The following is a 20691-nucleotide window of genomic DNA, read 5'->3' as shown; positions in this document are numbered from 1 at the left end:
ATTACCTGGAAGAACCTGCACTTTTTAGCATTTTCTTTAAGGCTAATCAAAAAATTAAAAGTTTAAACAACTTCATAATAATTATTGGGTTTGATTCGTAAAAGTTAACAAAAAATACACGGAAATCAAACACATACCCTATTATTTATTTTACAAATTACTGATTGTTATACTCTTAAATCAGAATATCAGTTTACAATCTTTTTACCTGTGATTTTCAAACTTTACAACTGATTCCGATTGAACTTTGATCAAAGCAAAACATTAAAAAAATTTATCATGAAAACAACCAGCATCAGATTATCAATCGCAATGGCAATTTTATTAGGGATTTATTCATGTAAGAAAGGCGAAGCAACAGCAACAGAACTTGCAGATTATTCGGCCACAGATTCCGCTTCAGTTATTTCTTCTGACAGCATTTCTTCGGTAGCGACCATGAAAGTAAAAGATAAACAATTCATCAAGACCGCAGATGTAAATATGGAAGTAAAAGACATTTATGACGCAACAGTTTCCATTGAAAAATCGGTTCAGGAATTGGGTGGATTTGTAACGCACAGTAATTTAAAAAGCAATGTCATTTCTGAGGACACTTACAATACTTCGAATGTAGAAGCCATATTAGTCAAAAAATACCAGTCGGAAAACACGATGCAGGTGAGAATTCCGACTGCGAGATTGGGAGAATTGCTGAATCTTATTAATGATAAAAAACTATTCCTGAATTCAAGATCCATCGACGCAGAAGATGTAACTTCAAGTATAAAATACGCTGAATTGGAAGGCAAAAGAATTAAAAAAACCGGCGAAAATATTTCTCAATTAAAAACCAACAAAGACAAAGTAAAACTTGATGATGAAAATATGTCCGAAAACAATCAACAGCAACTTGCTAATATGGATGTAACGGATAATTTAAAGTACAGCACTGTCGACATTTACATTAAAGAACCAAAAGTCCGCATCGCCGAAATCGCCATTACCAATACAAAAATCATCGATGACAAATATAAATTCAATGTTATCTACAGTGCAAAATCGGCTTTTGTGGAAGGATATTATTTAACCCAGAAAATTGTAGTCGGACTTATTGTGATCTGGCCAATTTTATTAATCGGAGCTGCTGTTTTATTTTTCTACAAAAAGAGAAAATCAGCAAAAAATAAAGAAAAAAGCATACCAGAATTGTAAAAAATCTAACCTTTCGGTTATCCCTATATTAAACTTTGTACTCCGGAACTCCCGGAGTTTTTTATGGCCGTCATATTGAATAAGCTCACATATTTGATTATTCTTTTAAATAAAAAATAATATACCTTATAATAATCATGAACTGGCAATAAGAAGTCTTTAAATGCTCTGATCGATTTTTAAATCTCCATTCATCTCATTGGAGTAAAATTCCTTAAATTTGCAATCAGTAATTTTGAAGAGGACAGCTATTAACAAATTGTCCAGGTCAAAACGTAATTCTAACATATATGCTATCAAAAATAAATCCTACCCAAACCAATAGCTGGAAAGCACTTGATGAACATTTCGGAAACAATGATTTCGATTTAAGAAATCTTTTTGCATACAACCCCAATCGTTTTGAAGAATTTTCTGTCAAAAAAGATAATTTCCTTTTTGACTATTCTAAAAACCTGATTGACGCACAGACCAAAGAGCTTTTGCTAAACCTTGCAGAAGAATGCCAGTTGAAAGATGCAATTTCTAAGATGTTTTCAGGAGATAAGATTAATGAAACCGAGGGAAGAGCAGTTCTTCATACTGCCCTGAGGGATTTTTCCGGTAGAGAAATTCTGGTAGATGGCGAAAACATCAAACCTCAGATTAAAAGGGTTCTTGATCACATGAAATCTTTCTCTGAAAGCATCATTTCAGGAAATCACAAAGGTTTTACAGGAAAAGAAATTACAGATGTGGTGAACATCGGAATTGGAGGTTCAGATCTGGGACCTGTGATGGTCGTTTCGGCTTTGAAACATTTTAAGACGAGGTTAAACGTTCATTTTGTTTCTAATGTAGATGGGAATCATATCGCAGAAGTTGTTAAAAACCTGAATCCTGAAACGACTTTATTTATCATTGCTTCTAAAACGTTTACGACTCAGGAGACAATGACAAACGCCAACTCTGCGAAAGACTGGTTTTTAAAAGCCGGAAATGAAGAAGATGTGGCTAAGCATTTCGTGGCTTTATCCACCAACGTCGAAGCCGTTAAAAAGTTCGGGATTGCAGAAGAGAACATTTTCGAATTCTGGGACTGGGTAGGCGGAAGATATTCGCTTTGGAGTGCAATTGGCTTAAGCATCGTATTGGCTGTAGGCTATGAAAATTTTGAAGAGCTTCTGAAAGGAGCTTTTGATACAGACCAGCATTTCCAGACAGCAGATTTTAGTGAAAACGTGCCTGTACTAATGGGCCTTTTAGGAATCTGGTACCGTAATTTTTATGCGGCCACCAGCTATGCCATACTTCCCTATTCACAATATTTGGACCGGTTTGCAGCATATCTTCAGCAGGGAGACATGGAAAGCAACGGCAAATGTGTTGACAGAAACGGAGAATTTGTAGAGTACGAAACCGGACCGATCATTTGGGGAGAACCCGGAACGAACGGGCAACACGCCTTCTATCAGTTGATCCATCAGGGTACGGAACTGATTCCTGCAGATTTTATTGCCTATGCAAAAAGCCCGAATAAGGTTTCTGATCATCAGGACAAATTAGTGGCTAACTTCTTGGCCCAGACGGAAGCACTTGCTTTTGGAAAAACTGAAGATGAGGTTGAAGAAGAATTGAAAAATTCAGGAAAATCCGATGAAGAAATCGATTTTTTATTAAACTATAAAGTTTTTCACGGAAACACGCCTACGAATTCAATCATGTTCAACGAACTAAATCCGTTCTCATTAGGCCAGCTGATCGCCCTCTATGAGCACAAGATTTTTGTTCAGGGTGTCATCTGGAATATTTTCAGCTTTGACCAGTTCGGTGTAGAGCTTGGAAAAGTTTTAGCAACAAATATTTTACCTGAACTTGAAAACAATGAAGTTATCAGCTCCCATGACAGCTCTACAAACGGATTGATTAATTATTACAAAGAAAATAAGTAAAGAAAGCAAATAATCTAATAAAGTAAAAATGGCAGAAATTCTTGACGGATTAAAGGTATCCAAAGAAATAAAAGCAGAAATTAAGGTTGAGGTTGAAAAAATTCTCGCCGGAAAAAGAAGAGCTCCGCACCTGGTGGCTATTCTTGTCGGGAATAACGGAGCCAGCAAAGCTTATGTAAATGCTAAAGTGAAAGACTGTGAGGAAGTAGGTTTCCAATCCAGCTTAGTTAAATTTCCGAGCACAGTTTCTGAATCCGAACTCCTGGAAAAAATTGATGAACTGAACAAATCCAAATCAGTAGACGGATTTATCGTTCAGCTCCCTCTACCGGACCAGATTGACCAGGAAAAGATCATCAACGCTATCGATCCGAGAAAAGATGTTGACGGATTCCATCCTGAAAATTTCGGAAAAATGGCATTGGAAATGGATACGTTTTTACCGGCAACTCCTTTCGGGATTTTAACTTTACTGGAACGTTATAATATTGAGACCAAAGGTAAAGACTGTGTGATCATTGGAAGAAGTAAAATTGTAGGCAGACCTATGAGTATTTTAATGGGAAGAAAAGATTTCCCCGGAAATTCTACGGTAACTCTTACCCACTCTTACACCAAGGATATTGAAGAATACACTAAAAAAGCAGATATTGTAATTACTGCCCTGGGAGACCCGCATTTTCTTAAGGGAGATATGATTAAAGACGGAGCAGTAATTGTCGATGTAGGGATTACAAGAGTTGACAATGATTCTCCAAAAGGCTATTATCTTGCAGGTGACGTGGATTTTGACAGCTGCGCTGAAAAAGCAAGCTGGATCACGCCGGTTCCGGGAGGTGTCGGGCCTATGACAAGAGCAATGCTGATGAAAAATACCATCATTGCCTACAAAACTTCAGTCTATAATGACTAATTTAAAATGGATTTAGTAGAAGATATATTATTAAAAGAAGGTAAAATGCTCCCGGTGATGGAGCATTTTTACACTATTCAGGGAGAAGGGGCACACACAGGAAAAGCAGCTTATTTCATCAGATTGGGTGGCTGCGACGTGGGGTGCCATTGGTGTGATGTAAAGGAAAGCTGGGATCCCAATTTACATCCGCTTATGAATGCAGAAGAAATTGCAGAAACAGCGGCAAGCCATTGTAAAATTATTGTTTTAACAGGCGGCGAGCCTTTGATGTGGAATCTTAATATTCTAACATCCAGACTAAAAGAATTGGGCTGTACGGTTCATATCGAAACTTCAGGAGCCTATCCTTTAAGCGGACAAATCGACTGGATTACGCTTTCACCAAAGAAAACAGGCCTCCCAAAAGAAGAAATCTATCAGAAAGCCCATGAGCTTAAGGTTATTGTATTTAATAACAATGATTTTAAATTTGCTCAGGAACAGGCTGCTAAAGTTTCAGAAAACTGTACCTTGTATCTGCAGAGTGAATGGAGCAAGAGGGATGAAATGTATCCGAAAATTACAGATTTCATCCTGGCGAATCCGGAATGGAGAGCTTCGGTTCAGACCCATAAGTATCTGAATATCCCGTAAAAAAATGTATATTAGCCGTTTGTACCCGCTAATACCTACCGATGCAGAGAATCCGATACTCCAGATACCTGAAATCGATCATCGTTTTGCTTGACCTTGTGGTTATTGCATTTATTTTTATATTCTTTTTCTTAAGCCGGAACCAGCATTTAAAATACAATCAGGAAACCTGGTATCAGAATATATTTTCTCTGGCTCTGTTGTTTCTGTTCTGGATGTTGCTGAGCGGCAGGACAAAAATTTATACGATCCCGAGAAACCTTACCTATACCTTATTCCTGGAAAGGCTTCTTGCCCATTTTTTACTGTTTATTCTTGGCGTTTTACTTATTGGGAAAGTAAGCAAAAACGTATTTTTCAATTCGGATATTTACTGGCTTTCCTTTTATCTGTTCTTTTTTATTTTTTCATTAAAATCATTGATTTTTTTCGGAATCAAATATTTCCGGAGCCTGGGGATTAATCACAGGAACATCATGTTTCTGAATGAAAACAGCTCCACAGAGGTACTGAAAAATATTTTAGAAACCAGAAAAGACTACGGATACAAAATTTTCGAGTATAAAAACGCTGATATCAATGCATCGGAATTGATAAAGTTCTGGAAAGCAAACGGCATCCATACTTTGTTTATCCCGATAGAAAATACATTCAGCGAACAGACGGAAAAAGAAATTTTCAGACTGGCTGAAGCCAATAAAGTACATATTTCATTAATTCCAAGCATTACACAAAGTGATTTTTTTCTGTACGATATGGGATATATCCAGACACAGCCTGTACTGAACCAGGCCAAGTATCCGCTGGATTATTATTCTAATTTTTTACTGAAAAGAACATTTGATGTTATCTTTTCATTTATTGTTCTTGTAGGGATCTGCTCATGGCTATTCCCGATCATTGCTGTTTTAATTAAAACGTCATCCAGGGGCCCTGTCTTTTTTATCCAGAAGAGATATGGTTTCCATGAGGAAGTTTTCCATTGTATCAAGTTCAGGACTATGATTGTCAATGATGAATCCTCCACAAAAACAACTGCTGAAAACGATATAAGGATTACCAGGATCGGTAAGTTTTTAAGAAAAACCAGCCTGGATGAAATGCCTCAGTTCTTTAATGTGCTGAAAGGCGAAATGTCAATTGTAGGGCCAAGGCCGCATATGCTGGCAGTAGACAATTACTATAAACCGAAAATCGGCAGATACAGCCTGCGAAGCATGGTAACCCCGGGAATTACCGGGTTGGCACAGGTAAATGGACTACGCGGTGATGCAGGAAATGTGGAAGTTGAAATGAATAAAAGAATATTAGCAGATGCGTTCTATGTAAGAAACTGGAGCTTTGTGCTTGATCTGGTGATCATTTTAAAAACAATATTGCTGGTAGTTATCGGAGATAAAAATGCAAAATAATCCAAACCCATTAATGAGTAAGTATACTTATTATCTATATTTTTAAATATCTTATATAATGATTTAGTTCATTCGGATTCAAGGTTAAAAAATATCAGAATCCTTTTCGGCACTCTTGTTGTTCTGTCATTTAAATTAATAAAAAAAGTCTAATTTAGCAGAATGTTAAAAAAGTTTTTTACAGCAATAGGAGAATACATTATCCTTCTAGGTAAATCTATTCAGAAACCCCAGAAAATGAGGGTATTCTGGAAGCTGTTCATGCGCGAAATCAATGATTTGGGAGTTAATTCTTTCGGGTTGGTTATCTTTACTTCCACATTCGTAGGAGCAGTAGTTGCAATTCAGATGTTTAATAACTTTGATTCATCTTCTTTTCCTATTCCGCCGTCATTTGTAGGATATGCTACAAAGGCCGTACTGGTTCTTGAATTTTCACCAACGATTATCAGTCTTATCCTTGCCGGAAAGGTAGGATCATATATTGCTTCCAGTATCGGGACCATGAGGGTTTCGGAGCAAATCGATGCATTGGACATTATGGGTGTCAATTCACCCAATTTTCTCATCCTGCCGAAAATTGCGGCTTGTATTTTATTCAATCCGTTACTGATTGCCATAAGTATCGTATTCGGTATTGGTGGCGGCTATATTGCAGGAGTGCTTACAGGCAACTGGACAACCAATGATTATATTACAGGAATCCAGATGTATATGCCTAATCTTTTTATTTATTATGCTTTCACCAAAACCATTGTTTTTGCTTTTATTATTGCAACGGTTCCTTCTTATTTCGGATATAATGTAAAAGGAGGTTCACTTGAAGTAGGCAGGGCAAGTACACAGGCAGTAGTCTGGACCATGGTATTTATCATCCTTTCCGAGTTGTTATTAACCCAATTAATATTAAGCTGATGATTGAGGTAAAAAATCTTAAGAAAAGTTTCGATGAAGTTGAAGTGCTTAAAGGAATTTCAACCACTTTTGATAAAGGAAAAGTAAATCTGATTATCGGACAGAGCGGATCAGGAAAAACAGTTTTTCTTAAAAGCTTATTAAATGTCTACCAGCCTTCATCGGGAGAAATTCTTTTTGATGGCAGGGATATTAACATTATGAACAGAGAAGAAAAACAGCATCTCCGGTCTGAAATAGGAACTCTGTTTCAGGGAAGTGCACTGTTTGACTCTCTAACAGTGGAAGAAAACATCATGTTCCCTCTGGACATGTTTACCAACCTTACTTTCAGAGAAAAGAAAAGAAGGGTTTTTGAAGTGATCGGAAGAGTACATCTGGATAAAGCCAACAGAAAGTTTCCTTCTGAAATTTCGGGAGGAATGCAGAAGCGGGTTGCCATTGCAAGAGCCATTGTTAACCATCCCAAATATTTATTCTGTGATGAGCCAAATTCAGGTCTTGACCCGTATACCTCTAATGTTATTGATGATCTTTTGCTTGAAATTACAAAAGAATATAATACCACAACGATCATTAATACACATGATATGAATTCTGTAATGACAATCGGCGAAAAAATTGTGTATCTGAGACTGGGCATTAAAGAATGGGAAGGGAATAAAGATATTCTGATTACTGCAGGCAATAAAAATCTTATCGATTTCGTTTATTCATCAGAGCTTTTTAAAGAACTGAGAGAATACCTGCTCGAAAATAATAAAACTATTGATAATACAATCACTAAATTAGAAGACAATGAAAAAGATTCTTAGTATAGCATTAATAGGTACTTCTATGTTTGCCTCTGCGCAGATTTCCCTGGCCGGAAAAGCGAATTTAATTTTTCCCACAGGATCACCTTCCTGGTCAAATTCTGTTAATACAGTTAATTCTGCTTTAGAACAAAAAGGTAAAAACAATGTAGGTTTTAACTTGGGACTTTCCCTTAAAGTTAATCTCCCGATGGCATTTTTCTTAATGCCTGAAGTTTACTACACAACTTTTAAAAATGAATTTACAGATTCTTCCAGCAACACGACATTCGATATAAAAAACAACCGTATTGATGTACCTGTTTTAGTGGGGCATAAAGTATTGGGAGATATGTTAGGCGTATTTATCGGTCCGGTTGCAAGTTACAATCTGAGCAAAGAAGATACGTTCAACGATTTCAGAGAAAACGCAAGAGACAACTTTACAGTAGGGTATCAGTTCGGAGCACAGGTGGAAATTAAGAAATTCCTTATTAATGCAAAATATGAAGGAGCATTCAGTAAAGATCAAAGAAGCTTTATCAACAGGGTATCCGGTGAAAGTGTATTGTACGACAACAGACCTAATTTATTCATTGTCGGTGTAGGTTATAAATTTTAATAATTAACTACAATATAGATGAAAATAAAATCCTCAGATCATTAAATCTGAGGATTTTGTCTTTGGTTCTGTAATTCCTGTTCGCGCCTTGCCAATTCGGCAGTCTGAATTTCAAGTTCCTGTTTTTCTTTTTGAAGCTGGGCAAATTCCTTTCTTCTCTGCTCCTCTTTAATAGCGCTCCCTTTACTAACGTAACCGACCATTCCTCCTATAATCAAACCAATACCGATCCCACCCAGAATTCCCATGATATGTGGCATCCCCAAATCATTTACGGTAAAGTTATTTGCCGTTAAATAAAACAGCAATATCGATAATGCTAAAAGAACAAGCCCTATAATCGTTAAATTTTTCATAGTGTTGTGTTTGGTTTTTTAAATTAAGAAACCTTACCAAATTTAATACAATTCAATAAGGTTTCATTCAAGATTAATTTTTTATCATCATATTTTTCCGCCGGCAGCTTTATAATATTCAAGCGCTTTTGGTAAATCTTTATTAATATCAGAAATCCTCGTTTCAGGGTTCGGGTGGGTAGACAGGAATTCCGGCTGTCTTGCACCTTTAGAGGCAGCTTCCATCCTGCTCCAGAAAGGGATTGCTTCTCTCGGGTCATATCCTGCCATTCCCATCAGATATAATCCCATTTCATCTGCCTCAGACTCCTGTCCTCTTCCGTATTTCAATAAAGCAACTTGTGATCCTATAGGATACACCTGCTGGAAAACATTTGCCCACTGTGCATTTGAAATGGATCCTCCCAGAATTGCTCCTCCATACTGTGCTACCATCGCCTGAGAAATTCTCTCATTTCCATGGCCTGCCAAAGCATGGGAAACTTCATGGCCCATCACCACTGCTAATCCGTTATCATTTTTAGTAATAGGAAGAATCCCTGTATATACTGCTACTTTTCCACCTGGCATACACCATGCATTCAGTTCATTGCTCTGTATAAGATTAAATTCCCAGCTGTAGTTCGCGAGATCCGCAGAACGTCCAATTGACTGATAATATCTTTCAGCAGCAGATTTTATTCTTGACCCAACACTTACCACCTTTTTAGCATCTGCAGTTCCTTTGATCACTTTAGATTTGCCCAATGTAGTTCTGTATTCCTGAGCAGACATCGTAAGAATTTCTGAATTATTCGCCAGCTGTAAAGAAGATCTTCCCGTAATGGGATTTGTAGTACAAGCTGAAACAGTAAGAGCCAATGCTCCTATTCCTAAAAGATGTGTAATTTTCATATTTTGAGTGTTATTAAGTCAACCTTAACAATTTTTATTCCAAAATAATTTATCGGCTGTATATTTGCATATAATTTGATGGTAACCAAATAATAATTCCTATCATGAAAAAGTATATCTCCATTATATTCATTTTTATCTTTGTGATGAGCTTCCAGAATTGTTCTTCACAAAGCGGTATAGATTCTCAGACCGTAAATATGCTCGTCAATTCGCAGGATTTTTCATTTCATGCACAACGAGCCAATCCTACCAATTATGATGTAATTAATGTCATGACATCTCTGCCCAATGCACCGGCTACCAGGATACTGGACCTGTCAGGAAGCAATTATTCGGTTGATCTGAGAAAGGATAAACTGGATGTAACCTTACCGTATTTTGGAAGAGTTTTTAATCCGAGTTACGGAAATACAGGCCAAAACAGCTACAGATTTACGTCAAAGGATTTTACCGTCACGAAATCACAAAATAAGAAAGGAAACTGGGTGGTAAAAATTAAAGTGAATGATCAGACTACTATTGATGAAATAAATCTTGAAGTTTTCAAAAACGGAAAAGCATTTACATCGATCAGGAGCAATGACAGGCAACCGATTTCTTATGACGGTTATATTACAAAAAATGAAGAGCTAAAAGCCAGCCCTAATTAATCCTTATTTAAAAACTGTTCTACAAATAATTTTGCTTCGGTACTGGGATTGGAAACCATGGCCGAAGCATTTTTTTTATGCTGAATGTAAGCTTCTTCTGCTGAGCCGTCCTTTTTCATCATCGCAAGAATATATTCCTGTACCCAATATTCAAAACGTTTTTCTGCCTGTTGAACTCTTACCTGTGCAAAACGGCCGGTTTTCTTTTTAAGAGTAATAAAATCATTGATTTTTTCAAAAACGTCATCGAGTCCTTCATTATTTAGGGCCGATCCTAACAAAACCGGGACTCTCCAGTCTTTCTCTTTAGGAGGAATAAAATCCAATGCGCGTTTTAGCTCAAGCCTGGTATTCTTAGCTTTCTGAAGGTTATCCTGATCAACTTTATTGATAAAAACGACATCTACCATTTCCATAATGCCTCGCTTTATTCCCTGAAGTTCATCGCCTCCCCCAATAATTTTCAGGAATAGAAAAACATCGGTAATATCTGCAACCAGCACTTCAGACTGACCGACCCCTACCGTTTCAATTAAAATATAATCATAGCCCGCCGCTTCACAGATCATCATGGTTTCGAACGTCGTATTGGCAACACCGCCTAAAAAACCGGAACTCGGAGAAGGTCGGATAAACGCATTTTCTTCTTTGGAAAGCTCTTCCATTCTGGTTTTGTCTCCCAAAATACTTCCTTTATTGATTGCAGAGCTTGGATCTATCGCCAAGACGGCCACCTTTTTACCGTGAGAAATCACTAATCTCCCAAAATTTTCTATAAAAGTTGATTTTCCCGCTCCCGGAACTCCGGTTATCCCTATCCGGATTGAATTTCCTGTAAACGGCATAAGGAGCTTCAGCAATTCTTCAGCCTGGTGCCTGTGTTCGGTTTTCTTGCTTTCTACCAATGTAATGGCTTTTGCAATCAGGCGTTTATTCCCCGATCGTATTCCTTCCGTCAGCTCTTGTGTAGAAAATTTCATTGACTCAAAAATAATAATTAATTATGAAAAAGTAAAGTATCTCAGTGAACATCATTCTGCATTATTTATAATTAACAGACCCCTTAATTTTATTTCTTCTAAATTAAAAATACAGTTGACCTCACTAATCACAAAGGGAATTTATTACATTTGTTTTATTCAAATAGTTAAACATGAAAAAAATTATCGCTGTAGCATCGCTGGCTGCTGTTGTATTATCATCCTGTACTTCAAAAGTTCCTACAGCAGCTGCACCTACCGGACCTGCAGTATCTACGGCTGCTCAGATGGCACAAGGAAAAACCATATTCGAAAATTCCTGCGGAAGATGCCATAAATTACCGGATCCGACAGCGCACACCCCGGTACAATGGGTAGGAATCATGAATTCCATGGCTCCAAAAGCAAAACTGACTGATGAGCAACACCAATGGGTTTACGACTACATTGTCTCTGTAAAAAAATAATCACTAAAAATATCAGTATGAAAAAATTGATTTTAGGTATGCTCTTTTGCTCTGCATCTTTAGTTATATCATGCGGACCGAAAAGCGCCGCCGTAACCGGACCGAAATACACATCTTCAGAGCAACTGGCTCAGGGAAAAACCATTTTTGAAAATTCATGCAACAGATGCCATAAATTGCCTGATCCTGAAAAACACGATGATCAGGGATGGATAAAAACGTTAAGCAGAATGGCCCCAAAAGCTAAACTGAACGACGAACAGCATCAGATGGTTTATGATTATCTTATTTCTGCTAATAAGAAATAAAATTAAAGTATAAAGGAGACTCAATGAGTCTCCTTCTTCTTTTTACCCTCTTTTTTCTTTGGACTTTTAGGCATTTTTGCTTTGATGAATTTTTCCCGGTTCTTTAAAAAATCGAGCATGCTTTGATCATAAGCAAAGTTTTTCGCTTCAGCTAAAGGCTCCAGAGCTTTATTATATTTGAGCTGAATCTTAAACAGGTAAGATTTATGGATAAGAATCCTGCATTTATCTATACCTTTTATTTTTAACGAATATTCAATTAATGTTTCTGCTTCCTTCAAATCTTCATTATCCAAAAGGCATTTGATATAATATTGCGGCGTATTGAGACTGGCAACATTATATTGCATCGCTTCTTCAAAATAAAGCTTTGCTTTCTCGTAATCGTATAATATTTCGCTGTAGATTCTTCCCATTAAACATAAGCTGTCTGCATCTTCAGGATCGTAAGACAATGCATAATTTAACGCTTCAAGACAATTCGGCAAGCGGTATGGATAGTTATCCAGTGCCTCGAAATAGTATTTACTTTTAGTCAAGGTCATTTTTAAAGTTTTTTAATTCGTTCTTCAGGATATTCCTTTGCTTCTTAAAAGATTTTTCCTGACGGTTATTTTTAAAATCTGTTCCGGAAAATGTACGGACCGGATTTCCTCTCTGTACCTGTACATGATTGTTCCAGGTTTCCTGCATTCTTCTTTCCAATTGCTTACTATGCATATCCATCACTTTTTGTTTTAATCTTATGACTGATAATTTTTTATTCTCCAGTTGAGATCTTGAATCCTGCACGAAAACACTTTGTCCCGTCGGAATATGAGTCGCACGAACCGCAGTATTTACCTTATTCACATTTTGTCCGCCGTTTCCCTGACTTCTCGTTGTCTGAAACTGAATATCTTTTTCATTAAAATTGATTTCCTCAAAATCTTCCAGTTCAAAAACGCCGATAAACCAGTTGCTTCTTTTATGGAGTTTCCGGAATGTACTTTTGCCTGTCCAGCAAATACTTCCCAACCAATTTTTTAAAAAATCATTTAAGATTTTTGCTTTTAAAAGAATGGTTACGGATTTCAATGTTAGGTTTTCATCTCCATTTTCACGGTGGATGATTTCGTAGTCTATATTGTTATTTTTAGCTTCCTCAAGAAAAGTTTTCAGCACTTTGGTAACAATCCATTGGCATTCCACAGGTCCTCTTCCTGAAGTTATTTGTATGAGTTTTTCCATTTTTGTAAAATTTTTAAAATCGCCTCTCTGTTTTTGGCTTCTTTAATAAATGTTGGTAATCTTTCTACTATTCGCATTCTGTACGGCAATCTTGTTCTCAAGTCTGATGAAACATATTTTTCCATCTCTAAATGATGCTCCCGATTTCTTGCCCAGAATAATTTTCCTTTAAAATCTTCCTGAAAATAATACGGGCAACCAAAAATCGGATCGTGAATTAAGCCTTCTTCTTTTATTGAACTATTGAAATATTTCTCTGATTTTGGTTGAATTTGAAAAGAAGATTCACATTCATCACATTTTACAGCAACATTCTTAGGTTTTTCTTTCAAATTGCCTTGCTCGTAACGAATCGGATGCGCACAAATTGGACAATAAAGATTAACAAACGCTTTGTAAACCACTAAATCCAATCCATTTTTTCGCAAATCACAATGATTACACTCTAATGTTGCCGTTTTATAACTATGTTCATTTTTCACAACTGCATCTTCTCCGCAATCCGGACAGACTACGAGAATGCTTTCGTGATAACCAAAATGTTCTTGTTTGTATCTTTTTTCCATTTGATTTTTAGTTGTTTAAAAAATGAATTGGATAAATAATATCTGAAAATAAACAGTCAAAAACTGTAGGATCCTTATTACAATCCGTAGACACAGATTCAACTTTTAGCAAAGCCAATTCATCTGTAATTTCTTCGTATCCTTTTTCTTTCATGATATTTAAAATTGAACTGTATTTTTCATTTTCATAAGGATCAGTAATCATTAAAATATGATTGGTTTCAACTTCCCCCTCTCTTATTGTTATCTCATTTTGAGTGTAATAGACCTTCAAAAACCAATTGATCCAAACCCTACAACAATGAGGTGCTTTTCCAGTTTCTAAATATTTTTCAAAATCCCAGTCTTCATATCCTTTGCTCGTATCCACTTCATCAATATCTTCATTCAAAAAAAATCTCCAAACATCTGAAATATCTCCCATTTCTTCTTTTGAAAATTTATCCGTATCGGAAGACAGTGACTGAAAATGAGCAACGATATTCAATTTTTTAAATTCATCAAAAAACAGATCAGTTACATGAGGATTTTTCAGAAATTCATTCGCTTTTTCTCTCAACAATTTTCTGTTATTTGAAAAATTTTGATTGATAAATTCAAATACTTCTTTATTGATATTGTTATTCACTTTAATTTGTTTTTGGCATTTCGCTTAATTTTGGATTACCGATTGGATCAATTCCTTTTTCCAATAGTTCTTTTGCAGCCATTACTGCCCAACATTTATCGCTGGAATGAATATTTCTGTAAAATGAAAGCAAAACATCAGGTTTCACTACCGTAAATCCATTTGTTTTTACAGTTTCCAGATCATTCTTTTCAAAGAAATCAATCGTGATTCTATGGAATTTTCCGTTTTCCATTTCGATAGTTTTCTCATACCTGCGAAAGTTTTCTTCACTTGGAAGATGATCATATCTCGTCCAGACTTTCTGAAAATTTTCATGCTGAAGAATCATAACCACTTCAGCCACATTTTCCTTTTTTACAAAAACATCTATATCCTTATGATCATGAGCGTGTTTGTATTCTGTATGTCCGATTTCAGACATAAAATGCCATGCCCAACCTCCTGAAATAATGACTTTATTTTTTAATTTTTCTAAAATTTCAAGTCCGTATTCAATTCTAAATTCCGGCCAGACTTCACCGTATCTTTTTATATTATGTGGTGCTCCCATTTTTTTATTTTTTGTTGATTTGAATTTGTCATTTTGAATGAAACAAAGCATAATGACAAATCTGTTTTTAGATTCTTCATTCCACTTCGTTCCATTCTGAATGACAATCATCCTTTAAATAATTGAGTAGTTATCGTTAGTCAAATTCCATCAACTAACAACTACAACCCATCAACCATTTTACCGATCCATTCTCACAATTCGAGGTTGGAAAGTTCCCAGAATATCAACCAGTTCGCTTTGTGCATTCATCACTTCATTGATGTCTTTGTAAGCCATTGGTGCTTCTTCCGTATTTCCGCCCATCAATGTGACGTTTTTGAGTTTTAATTCTTTCTTAATATCATTTTGAGTGAAAAGATTTCTGCATTCACCTCTTGAATGTGCTCTTCCCGCTCCGTGCGAAGCTGAATTCAAAGAATCCGGATTTCCTTTTCCACGAACGATGAACCCTTTTGCGGTCATCGATCCGGGAATCATCCCCAATTCATTTTCGTTAGCCGGCGTTGCTCCTTTTCTGTGAACAATCACTTCTTTTCCGTTGTGGATTTCTTTCCATGCGAAATTGTGATGGTTTTCAATTCTGGCTTTTACTCTGCCTCCAACTGCTTTTATCAATCTTCTGTGAATATCGTTATGACAAGCCGAAGCATAATCTCCTGCTAAATTCATTGTCGTCCAATATTCCAAACCGAGATGTGTGCTTAAATCCAGCCAGGCAAATTGTTGTGCTTCTTTAGGTAACGGACATTGTTCTGCTGCAACTCTCGAATAATATTGGGCGATTTCTGCTCCCAATCCACGCGAACCGCTGTGCGAAAGAATTCCGAGATATTTTCCTTTTGAAAGTCCGATTTGCTCGTCTTCTTCCGTAATTTCCACTTCTCCGAATTCTACAAAGTGATTTCCGCCGCCGGAACTTCCCATTTGCTTAATGGCTTTTCCTTTTAATCTTCTTAAAATCGGAATCATACCGAATATATCTCTGTCGAAAATTTCGTGATCGATATGAGATTTATGCGTTTCGTACATTCCGAATTTAGTGTGTTCGGCAAGAGCGTTCTCGTATTTGTTTCTCGCTCCGTCAAGATATGAAATAGGAGTATCCAAAATACTGAGTGACATTCTGCAACCAATATCCATCCCGACTCCATAAGGAATCACGGCATTTTCTACGGCGAGAACTCCTCCGATCGGAAGCCCGTAACCGCTATGTGCATCGGGCATTAAAGCGCCCTGCGTTGAAATTGGAAGTTTCAAAGCGGTGTACAGTTGGTTTTTTGCTTCGTCCGAAATATTGTTTCCGAAAATATTGAAAGCCGCTCTGTTTGTATTAAGCATTCTTTTTTCTGTTTTTTTGGATGAGAGCAAAGCTTCTGCAATCTGTCCGAAAGTCAGATCTTTTTCAAAATCTTGTGGGTTCTGCAGAATTTCTTTTAAAAGAGATTTTACATGATGAATATTTTTCGTTGCAAAATTTCTTTTCACGACTTCCAGAGCGATGTTGACACTCTGATTATTCGGATAGCCTATTTTTAATATATCTTTTCCTTTAAGTTTTAAATTTCCCATTGTTTTTGTTTTAAAATTGGAGGATATTTCCATCCTCTGAAGTTTCTGCAATCTCTGTTGCAGATATTTTGTAGTGAACGCATTTTCTGCTGTTCAGCGGATCACGTTTGTATCTATCCTTCCATGGATTGGGTCTTCCATAAATTGTTTTATGAATAATTCCCTGAATTTTATGCCGACCTAAAAATGAATCGAGTTCATCAATTTCTTTTTCTAAATCGCAATTCAATGGTTTGTAATGAGTAATCATATTTGGTTTTACTCTCAATACAAATCTCCATGGTTCGATAAATTCGTAGTAAATATTATATCTCTATCTGAACGGACAATAATCTTCTCTTTTTAGAAAATATTGCCTTTCTCGGGTTGTTAATCCTAACTTTGGATCGTTCCATTGATACGTTGAAAGTCGAGCCAACTTCTGTTCTTTTTCAACATATATCCTTCGTCCAAGTTTTCTTTTCTTTTTTAAGAATTTTCTAGTTTCGGAATACATCTTTGTATTGATCTTATCCAGAATTCCTTTGAAGAAATCGCCATCTTTGGAACGCTTCACATCGTCTCTTACAACAAAAAATCTTACAAAACCTCTCTGATAAGGCTGATCCAAAGGAACTAATGGCGTTTTTCTTTTTATTTCCCAAAGCTCATCACTACGTTTATACTTTTTCCTGATCTGTTTTTCTACATCTTTTTTTATGATTCTTTTTCTGCTTCTCAGACTTCGTAATCTGAAAAACAAAAGATTATCTTTTTCCATTTGTTTTTGGAATTTAGAGGTGAGATATTAGAAGTTAGACTTCCATAAATCACATTAAACCTTAATCAACTTAATTTTTAGTTGACTGTTAGTTTGATGGCAGGAATTTTTCCTAGCCCGGATTGCAGCGACATCCTTTTTTTTTGCGTTGGCTTGAAAAAAGCGTTGGCGAAAAAAGATACAGCGGAAAGCCGGATTAAGCTCCTAAAAAAAGATTTCGGGGAAACTGTTTTGAGTTTAAAATATTGCGCAATAAAAAACCCGAAAATCTTACGACTTCGGGTTTTGATATTTCATTGTACTGTTATTCTAAGAATGTACCAAACCGCGAAGCCTTACCACCAAAAGTGGTAATCCGTATGTAGAAATAAGTGTTGCTTTGAACATTTCTTCGCTGTTTTTAAAGGGTTAAACTTGATTTTCAGATGCAAAGATATACATTTTTCTGAAAACCAAAAATTTTATCATAAAAAAGCCTGAATATTTTCAGGCTTTCATATATCATGTATTTTTTAATCTTTAGATCCAAGGCTGTCCATTTCATCTTTCATTCCTCTGCCCGTATCCGTATCATCCTGTCTGTCTGATCCCAGAAAATATATATTGTGCCTTGCCTTGGCAATGATTCCGTTATAAACGTCTTCAGACATTCCTTCAGGTGCTGTATCCTGGTGATTATACGTCTCGGAGTCTTTACGCTGGACCTGGATGGCACCTCTCTCGTTAAGAATTGCTTTCGCTCTCTGAGCTTTTTCAAAATCATCAGTGTAAACCACAATATTTGTTTTTCCCGCACTTTCGTTTCTGTACGCATCCAGTGCTTCTACATCATTGGCAAAAACAAAATTCCAGAAACCTCTGTCTCTAACATCATCCTGATGATTCTCTCCGGATAATTCATTTCCCGTTCTGGATTGTGAAACTACAATATCGGATTCCTGGAAACCATAATTTCTCAGGTCATTTTTAATTTCTTCCGTATTTGCTGTGGAAGGAAATATTGAAACTACTGTATATGACATAATGAAAATTTTCATTAATCTATACAAAAGCCATGCAACTTATGTTATACCGAAGTTAAATTAATTTAAAAACTTCTCCAGAATGTCGACTGCGCATTTAGGAAGATTGGTTCCCGGGCCGAATATAAAATCAGCACCGTTAGCGTATAAAAACTCGTAATCCTGCTGTGGGATAACCCCTCCGACAACGATTGTAATATCATCCGCACCTAGTTTCTGCAACTCTTCCACTACTTGTGGGACCAACGTTTTGTGACCGGCCGCCAAAGATGAAACGCCTAAGATATGAATATCATTTTCTACTGCCTGCTTAGCCACTTCTTCCGGAGTCTGGAACAATGGCGCTACATCAACGTCAAATCCCATATCGGCAAATGCCGTTGCTACCACTTTCGCTCCCCTGTCATGCCCGTCCTGACCCATTTTTGCCACCATCAGCCTAGGACGGCGACCTTCTTCTTCTTCAAACTTCTGGGTAAGCTCAAGTGCTTTTCCAAAATATTCATTTTTACCTGCGTTCATGGCATAAACTCCTGAAATGGTTCTTATATTTGCTTTATATCTACCGAAACTTTCTTCCATCGCATCGCTCATTTCACCCAGCGTAACTCTTCTGCGGGCTGCTTCAATGCATAGAGCCAGGAGATTTCCTTTTCCTGATTTTGCCGATTCCCTGATTTCATTTAATATCTGTTCAACAGCATTGGAATCCCTTTCTTTTTTGATGCTATTTAATCTTTCGATCTGTTTTCTGCGGACTTCCGTATTATCAATGTCCAGGATTTCAATCTGATCCTGCTTTAAAGCAGACCTGAAAGAATTGACCCCGATAATAAATTCTTCACCGCTGTCGATTTTAGCCTGTTTTCTGGCTGCTGCTTCTTCAATTCTCATTTTCGGAATTCCCGCTTCAATCGCTTTGGTCATTCCGCCTTCCTGCTCTACCTCATCTATGTATTTCATCGCCTCCTCAATCATCTGCTGGGTAAGGCTTTCTACCAGGTTACTCCCTCCCATCGGATCGACAACATCGCAGATCCCGCTTTCCTGCTGGAGGATAATCTGGGTATTTCTTGCAATTTTTGCCGAGTAATCGGTGGGTAAAGCAATGGCTTCATCCAAAGCATTGGTATGGAGAGACTGGGTTCCACCTAAAGCTGAAGACAGAGCTTCGATGGCTGTTCTGGTGATATTGTTAAAAGGTTCCTGTTCGGTTAAAGACCACCCGGAGGTCTGTGAATGGGTCCTTAGTGCTAGAGATTTCGGATTCTGAGGATTAAACTGCTTGAGCAAAGTTGCCCAGATATATCTTGCAGCTCGCATCTTGGCAATTTCCATAAAATGGTTCATTCCTATAGCCCAGAAAAATGAGAGCCTGGGAGCAAAATCGTCCACTTTCATTCCTGCCTTTATTCCTGTGCGCACATATTCCAGCCCATCCGCAAGCGTGTAGGCCATTTCAAGAACCGGTGTTGCTCCGGCTTCCTGCATGTGGTATCCTGAGATAGAAATAGAATTGAACTTCGGAATATTCTGAGAGGTATATTCAAAAATATCTGCAATAATTTTCATGGAAGGTGCAGGCGGATAAATATAGGTATTTCTTACCATGAATTCCTTAAGAATATCATTCTGGATGGTCCCTGAAAGCAATTCCTGAGCTACACCCTGTTCTTCTGCTGCCACAATATAAAATGATAAAATCGGAAGAACAGCTCCGTTCATTGTCATGGAAACTGAAATCTGATCTAAAGGAATATCATTGAACAAGATTTTCATATCCTCCACGGAATCGATGGCAACTCCCGCTTTTCCAACATCACCGACTACTCTTGAATGGTCTGAATCATAACCTCTGTGCGTGGCCAGATCAAAAGCCACCGAAAGTCCTTTTTGCCCGGCAGCCAGATTTCTCCTGTAAAAGGCATTGGATTCTTCAGCTGTAGAAAATCCTGCGTATTGACGTATCGTCCACGGCTTCTGAACATACATGGTAGAGTAAGGCCCTCTCAAATACGGTTCGATTCCCGGAGAAGTCTGTATGAGTTTCTGGTTTTTAATATCTTCCGGCGTATAGGAAGATTTTAGCTGCAGGCCGTCTTTTTCGAACTGATATATTTCCGATGTCTTTTCGGTGATTTTAAATTGAGGAGTTTTATTCTGAACTTCCCTTCTCATACTTTCAGATTTATTATACGGCTAAAATTACGGATTTTTGGAATACTAGTTTTAAGTTATTTTTTTACACCAAAAAGGCGAGCTGCATCCCTGCAACATCGCCTTTT

Annotated in this window: 24 protein-coding genes; 11 read left to right on the top strand and 13 right to left on the bottom strand. The window is 37.1% G+C overall.

Annotated features, from left to right (window positions below; translation table 11 throughout):
- The first annotated feature begins 279 nt into the window (after positions 1-279).
- The 8 genes from MKJ01_RS13740 to MKJ01_RS13705 all read left to right on the top strand — a co-directional run bounded on the left by MKJ01_RS13740 (position 280) and on the right by MKJ01_RS13705 (position 8417).
- Positions 280-1194 carry a DUF4349 domain-containing protein gene (locus MKJ01_RS13740; RefSeq protein WP_241614670.1) on the top strand — a complete coding sequence of 305 codons (915 nt, stop codon included), beginning with the start codon at positions 280-282 and terminating at the stop codon, positions 1192-1194.
- 290 nt (positions 1195-1484) lie between these two features.
- The gene (gene pgi / locus MKJ01_RS13735; protein ID WP_241614669.1) at positions 1485-3125 is read left to right on the top strand and encodes a glucose-6-phosphate isomerase; all 1641 of its coding nucleotides are present in this window, start codon (positions 1485-1487) and stop codon (positions 3123-3125) included.
- A gap of 28 nt (positions 3126-3153) precedes the next feature.
- Positions 3154-4038, top strand: coding sequence for a bifunctional 5,10-methylenetetrahydrofolate dehydrogenase/5,10-methenyltetrahydrofolate cyclohydrolase (locus MKJ01_RS13730; RefSeq protein WP_241614668.1), 885 nt, complete (start codon positions 3154-3156; stop codon positions 4036-4038).
- A gap of 6 nt (positions 4039-4044) precedes the next feature.
- The gene (locus tag MKJ01_RS13725; protein ID WP_241614667.1) at positions 4045-4674 is read left to right on the top strand and encodes a 7-carboxy-7-deazaguanine synthase QueE; all 630 of its coding nucleotides are present in this window, start codon (positions 4045-4047) and stop codon (positions 4672-4674) included.
- A gap of 41 nt (positions 4675-4715) precedes the next feature.
- Positions 4716-6086, top strand: coding sequence for an exopolysaccharide biosynthesis polyprenyl glycosylphosphotransferase (locus MKJ01_RS13720; protein ID WP_241614666.1), 1371 nt, complete (start codon positions 4716-4718; stop codon positions 6084-6086).
- 162 nt (positions 6087-6248) lie between these two features.
- Complete coding sequence (locus MKJ01_RS13715; RefSeq protein ID WP_241614665.1) at positions 6249-7001, top strand: ABC transporter permease; 753 nt, start codon at positions 6249-6251, stop codon at positions 6999-7001.
- The gene (locus MKJ01_RS13710) at positions 7001-7816 is read left to right on the top strand and encodes an ABC transporter ATP-binding protein (protein WP_241614664.1); all 816 of its coding nucleotides are present in this window, start codon (positions 7001-7003) and stop codon (positions 7814-7816) included. Before MKJ01_RS13715 ends, MKJ01_RS13710 begins: the two co-directional genes overlap by 1 nt.
- Positions 7800-8417, top strand: coding sequence for an outer membrane beta-barrel protein (locus tag MKJ01_RS13705; RefSeq protein ID WP_241614663.1), 618 nt, complete (start codon positions 7800-7802; stop codon positions 8415-8417). The genes MKJ01_RS13710 and MKJ01_RS13705 overlap by 17 nt, the downstream gene beginning before the upstream one ends.
- A gap of 41 nt (positions 8418-8458) precedes the next feature.
- Here the strand turns inward: MKJ01_RS13705 and MKJ01_RS13700 are convergent, their stop codons facing one another.
- Together MKJ01_RS13700 and MKJ01_RS13695 are read right to left on the bottom strand one after the other, a co-directional pair.
- Entirely contained in the window at positions 8459-8773 is a 315-nt protein-coding gene (locus MKJ01_RS13700) for a hypothetical protein (protein WP_241614662.1), read from the bottom strand.
- Positions 8774-8860: 87 nt separating this feature from the next.
- Positions 8861-9667, bottom strand: coding sequence for a M48 family metallopeptidase (locus MKJ01_RS13695; protein ID WP_241614661.1), 807 nt, complete (start codon positions 9665-9667; stop codon positions 8861-8863).
- A gap of 104 nt (positions 9668-9771) precedes the next feature.
- Between MKJ01_RS13695 and MKJ01_RS13690 the strand changes: the two genes are divergently transcribed.
- The gene (locus MKJ01_RS13690; protein ID WP_241614660.1) at positions 9772-10320 is read left to right on the top strand and encodes a DUF4251 domain-containing protein; all 549 of its coding nucleotides are present in this window, start codon (positions 9772-9774) and stop codon (positions 10318-10320) included.
- Here the strand turns inward: MKJ01_RS13690 and meaB are convergent.
- On the bottom strand, positions 10317-11300 hold the full coding sequence (gene meaB, locus MKJ01_RS13685) for a methylmalonyl Co-A mutase-associated GTPase MeaB (RefSeq protein WP_241614659.1): 984 nt from the start codon (positions 11298-11300) through the stop codon (positions 10317-10319). The genes MKJ01_RS13690 and meaB overlap by 4 nt on opposite strands.
- A gap of 173 nt (positions 11301-11473) precedes the next feature.
- On the opposite strand from meaB, the gene MKJ01_RS13680 reads away from it, so the two are divergent.
- Together MKJ01_RS13680 and MKJ01_RS13675 are read left to right on the top strand one after the other, a co-directional pair.
- Positions 11474-11767, top strand: a complete 294-nt coding sequence (locus MKJ01_RS13680) for a cytochrome c (RefSeq protein WP_241614658.1) — start codon at positions 11474-11476, stop codon at positions 11765-11767.
- Between the two features lie 17 nt (positions 11768-11784).
- Positions 11785-12075 (top strand): hypothetical protein, encoded by a 291-nt coding sequence (locus MKJ01_RS13675; protein ID WP_241614657.1) that lies wholly within the window; start codon positions 11785-11787, stop codon positions 12073-12075.
- A gap of 20 nt (positions 12076-12095) precedes the next feature.
- Here MKJ01_RS13675 and MKJ01_RS13670 read toward each other — a convergent pair whose 3' ends face one another.
- From MKJ01_RS13670 to scpA, 10 genes are all read right to left on the bottom strand, one after another.
- Positions 12096-12620, bottom strand: coding sequence for a hypothetical protein (locus tag MKJ01_RS13670; protein WP_241614656.1), 525 nt, complete (start codon positions 12618-12620; stop codon positions 12096-12098).
- Positions 12607-13305, bottom strand: coding sequence for a peptide chain release factor H (prfH, locus tag MKJ01_RS13665; protein WP_241614655.1), 699 nt, complete (start codon positions 13303-13305; stop codon positions 12607-12609). Before prfH ends, MKJ01_RS13670 begins: the two co-directional genes overlap by 14 nt.
- Positions 13284-13871, bottom strand: coding sequence for a hypothetical protein (locus MKJ01_RS13660; protein WP_241614654.1), 588 nt, complete (start codon positions 13869-13871; stop codon positions 13284-13286). The genes prfH and MKJ01_RS13660 overlap by 22 nt, the downstream gene beginning before the upstream one ends.
- A 7-nt stretch (positions 13872-13878) precedes the next feature.
- Positions 13879-14358 carry a hypothetical protein gene (locus MKJ01_RS13655; protein ID WP_241614653.1) on the bottom strand — a complete coding sequence of 160 codons (480 nt, stop codon included), beginning with the start codon at positions 14356-14358 and terminating at the stop codon, positions 13879-13881.
- A gap of 142 nt (positions 14359-14500) precedes the next feature.
- Complete coding sequence (locus MKJ01_RS13650; RefSeq protein WP_241614652.1) at positions 14501-15163, bottom strand: hypothetical protein; 663 nt, start codon at positions 15161-15163, stop codon at positions 14501-14503.
- A 69-nt stretch (positions 15164-15232) separates the two neighbouring features.
- A complete protein-coding gene (locus MKJ01_RS13645) occupies positions 15233-16624 on the bottom strand; it encodes an RtcB family protein (RefSeq protein WP_241614651.1) in 1392 nt (463 codons plus the stop codon).
- A gap of 10 nt (positions 16625-16634) precedes the next feature.
- A complete protein-coding gene (locus MKJ01_RS13640; RefSeq protein WP_241614650.1) occupies positions 16635-16874 on the bottom strand; it encodes a hypothetical protein in 240 nt (79 codons plus the stop codon).
- Positions 16875-16937: 63 nt separating this feature from the next.
- Positions 16938-17384, bottom strand: a complete 447-nt coding sequence (locus MKJ01_RS13635) for a hypothetical protein (RefSeq protein ID WP_241614649.1) — start codon at positions 17382-17384, stop codon at positions 16938-16940.
- Between the two features lie 512 nt (positions 17385-17896).
- The gene (locus tag MKJ01_RS13630; RefSeq protein ID WP_241614648.1) at positions 17897-18406 is read right to left on the bottom strand and encodes a hypothetical protein; all 510 of its coding nucleotides are present in this window, start codon (positions 18404-18406) and stop codon (positions 17897-17899) included.
- A 60-nt stretch (positions 18407-18466) separates the two neighbouring features.
- Complete coding sequence (gene scpA / locus MKJ01_RS13625) at positions 18467-20584, bottom strand: methylmalonyl-CoA mutase (RefSeq protein WP_241614647.1); 2118 nt, start codon at positions 20582-20584, stop codon at positions 18467-18469.
- Between the last annotated feature and the right edge of the window lie 107 nt (positions 20585-20691).

This window comes from Chryseobacterium sp. SSA4.19, assembly GCF_022601875.1.
In the GTDB taxonomy this organism is placed as follows: Bacteria; Bacteroidota; Bacteroidia; order Flavobacteriales; family Weeksellaceae; genus Chryseobacterium.
The sequence above is the reverse complement of the archived record's forward strand: the minus strand, read 5'-3'. Positions and strand labels throughout refer to the sequence as shown.

Excerpts from the sequence above, each read along its gene's own strand:
- MKJ01_RS13740 (WP_241614670.1), top strand. The coding sequence starts at position 280 with ATGAAAACAACCAGCATCAGATTATCAATCGCAATGGCAATTTTATTA.
- pgi (WP_241614669.1), top strand. The coding sequence starts at position 1,485 with ATGCTATCAAAAATAAATCCTACCCAAACCAATAGCTGGAAAGCACTT.
- MKJ01_RS13730 (WP_241614668.1), top strand. The coding sequence starts at position 3,154 with ATGGCAGAAATTCTTGACGGATTAAAGGTATCCAAAGAAATAAAAGCA.
- MKJ01_RS13725 (WP_241614667.1), top strand. The coding sequence starts at position 4,045 with ATGGATTTAGTAGAAGATATATTATTAAAAGAAGGTAAAATGCTCCCG.
- MKJ01_RS13720 (WP_241614666.1), top strand. The coding sequence starts at position 4,716 with ATGCAGAGAATCCGATACTCCAGATACCTGAAATCGATCATCGTTTTG.
- MKJ01_RS13715 (WP_241614665.1), top strand. The coding sequence starts at position 6,249 with ATGTTAAAAAAGTTTTTTACAGCAATAGGAGAATACATTATCCTTCTA.
- MKJ01_RS13710 (WP_241614664.1), top strand. The coding sequence starts at position 7,001 with ATGATTGAGGTAAAAAATCTTAAGAAAAGTTTCGATGAAGTTGAAGTG.
- MKJ01_RS13705 (WP_241614663.1), top strand. The coding sequence starts at position 7,800 with ATGAAAAAGATTCTTAGTATAGCATTAATAGGTACTTCTATGTTTGCC.
- MKJ01_RS13700 (WP_241614662.1), bottom strand. The coding sequence starts at position 8,773 with ATGAAAAATTTAACGATTATAGGGCTTGTTCTTTTAGCATTATCGATA.
- MKJ01_RS13695 (WP_241614661.1), bottom strand. The coding sequence starts at position 9,667 with ATGAAAATTACACATCTTTTAGGAATAGGAGCATTGGCTCTTACTGTT.
- MKJ01_RS13690 (WP_241614660.1), top strand. The coding sequence starts at position 9,772 with ATGAAAAAGTATATCTCCATTATATTCATTTTTATCTTTGTGATGAGC.
- meaB (WP_241614659.1), bottom strand. The coding sequence starts at position 11,300 with ATGAAATTTTCTACACAAGAGCTGACGGAAGGAATACGATCGGGGAAT.
- MKJ01_RS13680 (WP_241614658.1), top strand. The coding sequence starts at position 11,474 with ATGAAAAAAATTATCGCTGTAGCATCGCTGGCTGCTGTTGTATTATCA.
- MKJ01_RS13675 (WP_241614657.1), top strand. The coding sequence starts at position 11,785 with ATGAAAAAATTGATTTTAGGTATGCTCTTTTGCTCTGCATCTTTAGTT.
- MKJ01_RS13670 (WP_241614656.1), bottom strand. The coding sequence starts at position 12,620 with ATGACCTTGACTAAAAGTAAATACTATTTCGAGGCACTGGATAACTAT.
- prfH (WP_241614655.1), bottom strand. The coding sequence starts at position 13,305 with ATGGAAAAACTCATACAAATAACTTCAGGAAGAGGACCTGTGGAATGC.
- MKJ01_RS13660 (WP_241614654.1), bottom strand. The coding sequence starts at position 13,871 with ATGGAAAAAAGATACAAACAAGAACATTTTGGTTATCACGAAAGCATT.
- MKJ01_RS13650 (WP_241614652.1), bottom strand. The coding sequence starts at position 15,163 with ATGATTGTCATTCAGAATGGAACGAAGTGGAATGAAGAATCTAAAAAC.
- MKJ01_RS13645 (WP_241614651.1), bottom strand. The coding sequence starts at position 16,624 with ATGGGAAATTTAAAACTTAAAGGAAAAGATATATTAAAAATAGGCTAT.
- MKJ01_RS13640 (WP_241614650.1), bottom strand. The coding sequence starts at position 16,874 with ATGATTACTCATTACAAACCATTGAATTGCGATTTAGAAAAAGAAATT.
- MKJ01_RS13635 (WP_241614649.1), bottom strand. The coding sequence starts at position 17,384 with ATGGAAAAAGATAATCTTTTGTTTTTCAGATTACGAAGTCTGAGAAGC.
- MKJ01_RS13630 (WP_241614648.1), bottom strand. The coding sequence starts at position 18,406 with ATGTCATATACAGTAGTTTCAATATTTCCTTCCACAGCAAATACGGAA.
- scpA (WP_241614647.1), bottom strand. The coding sequence starts at position 20,584 with ATGAGAAGGGAAGTTCAGAATAAAACTCCTCAATTTAAAATCACCGAA.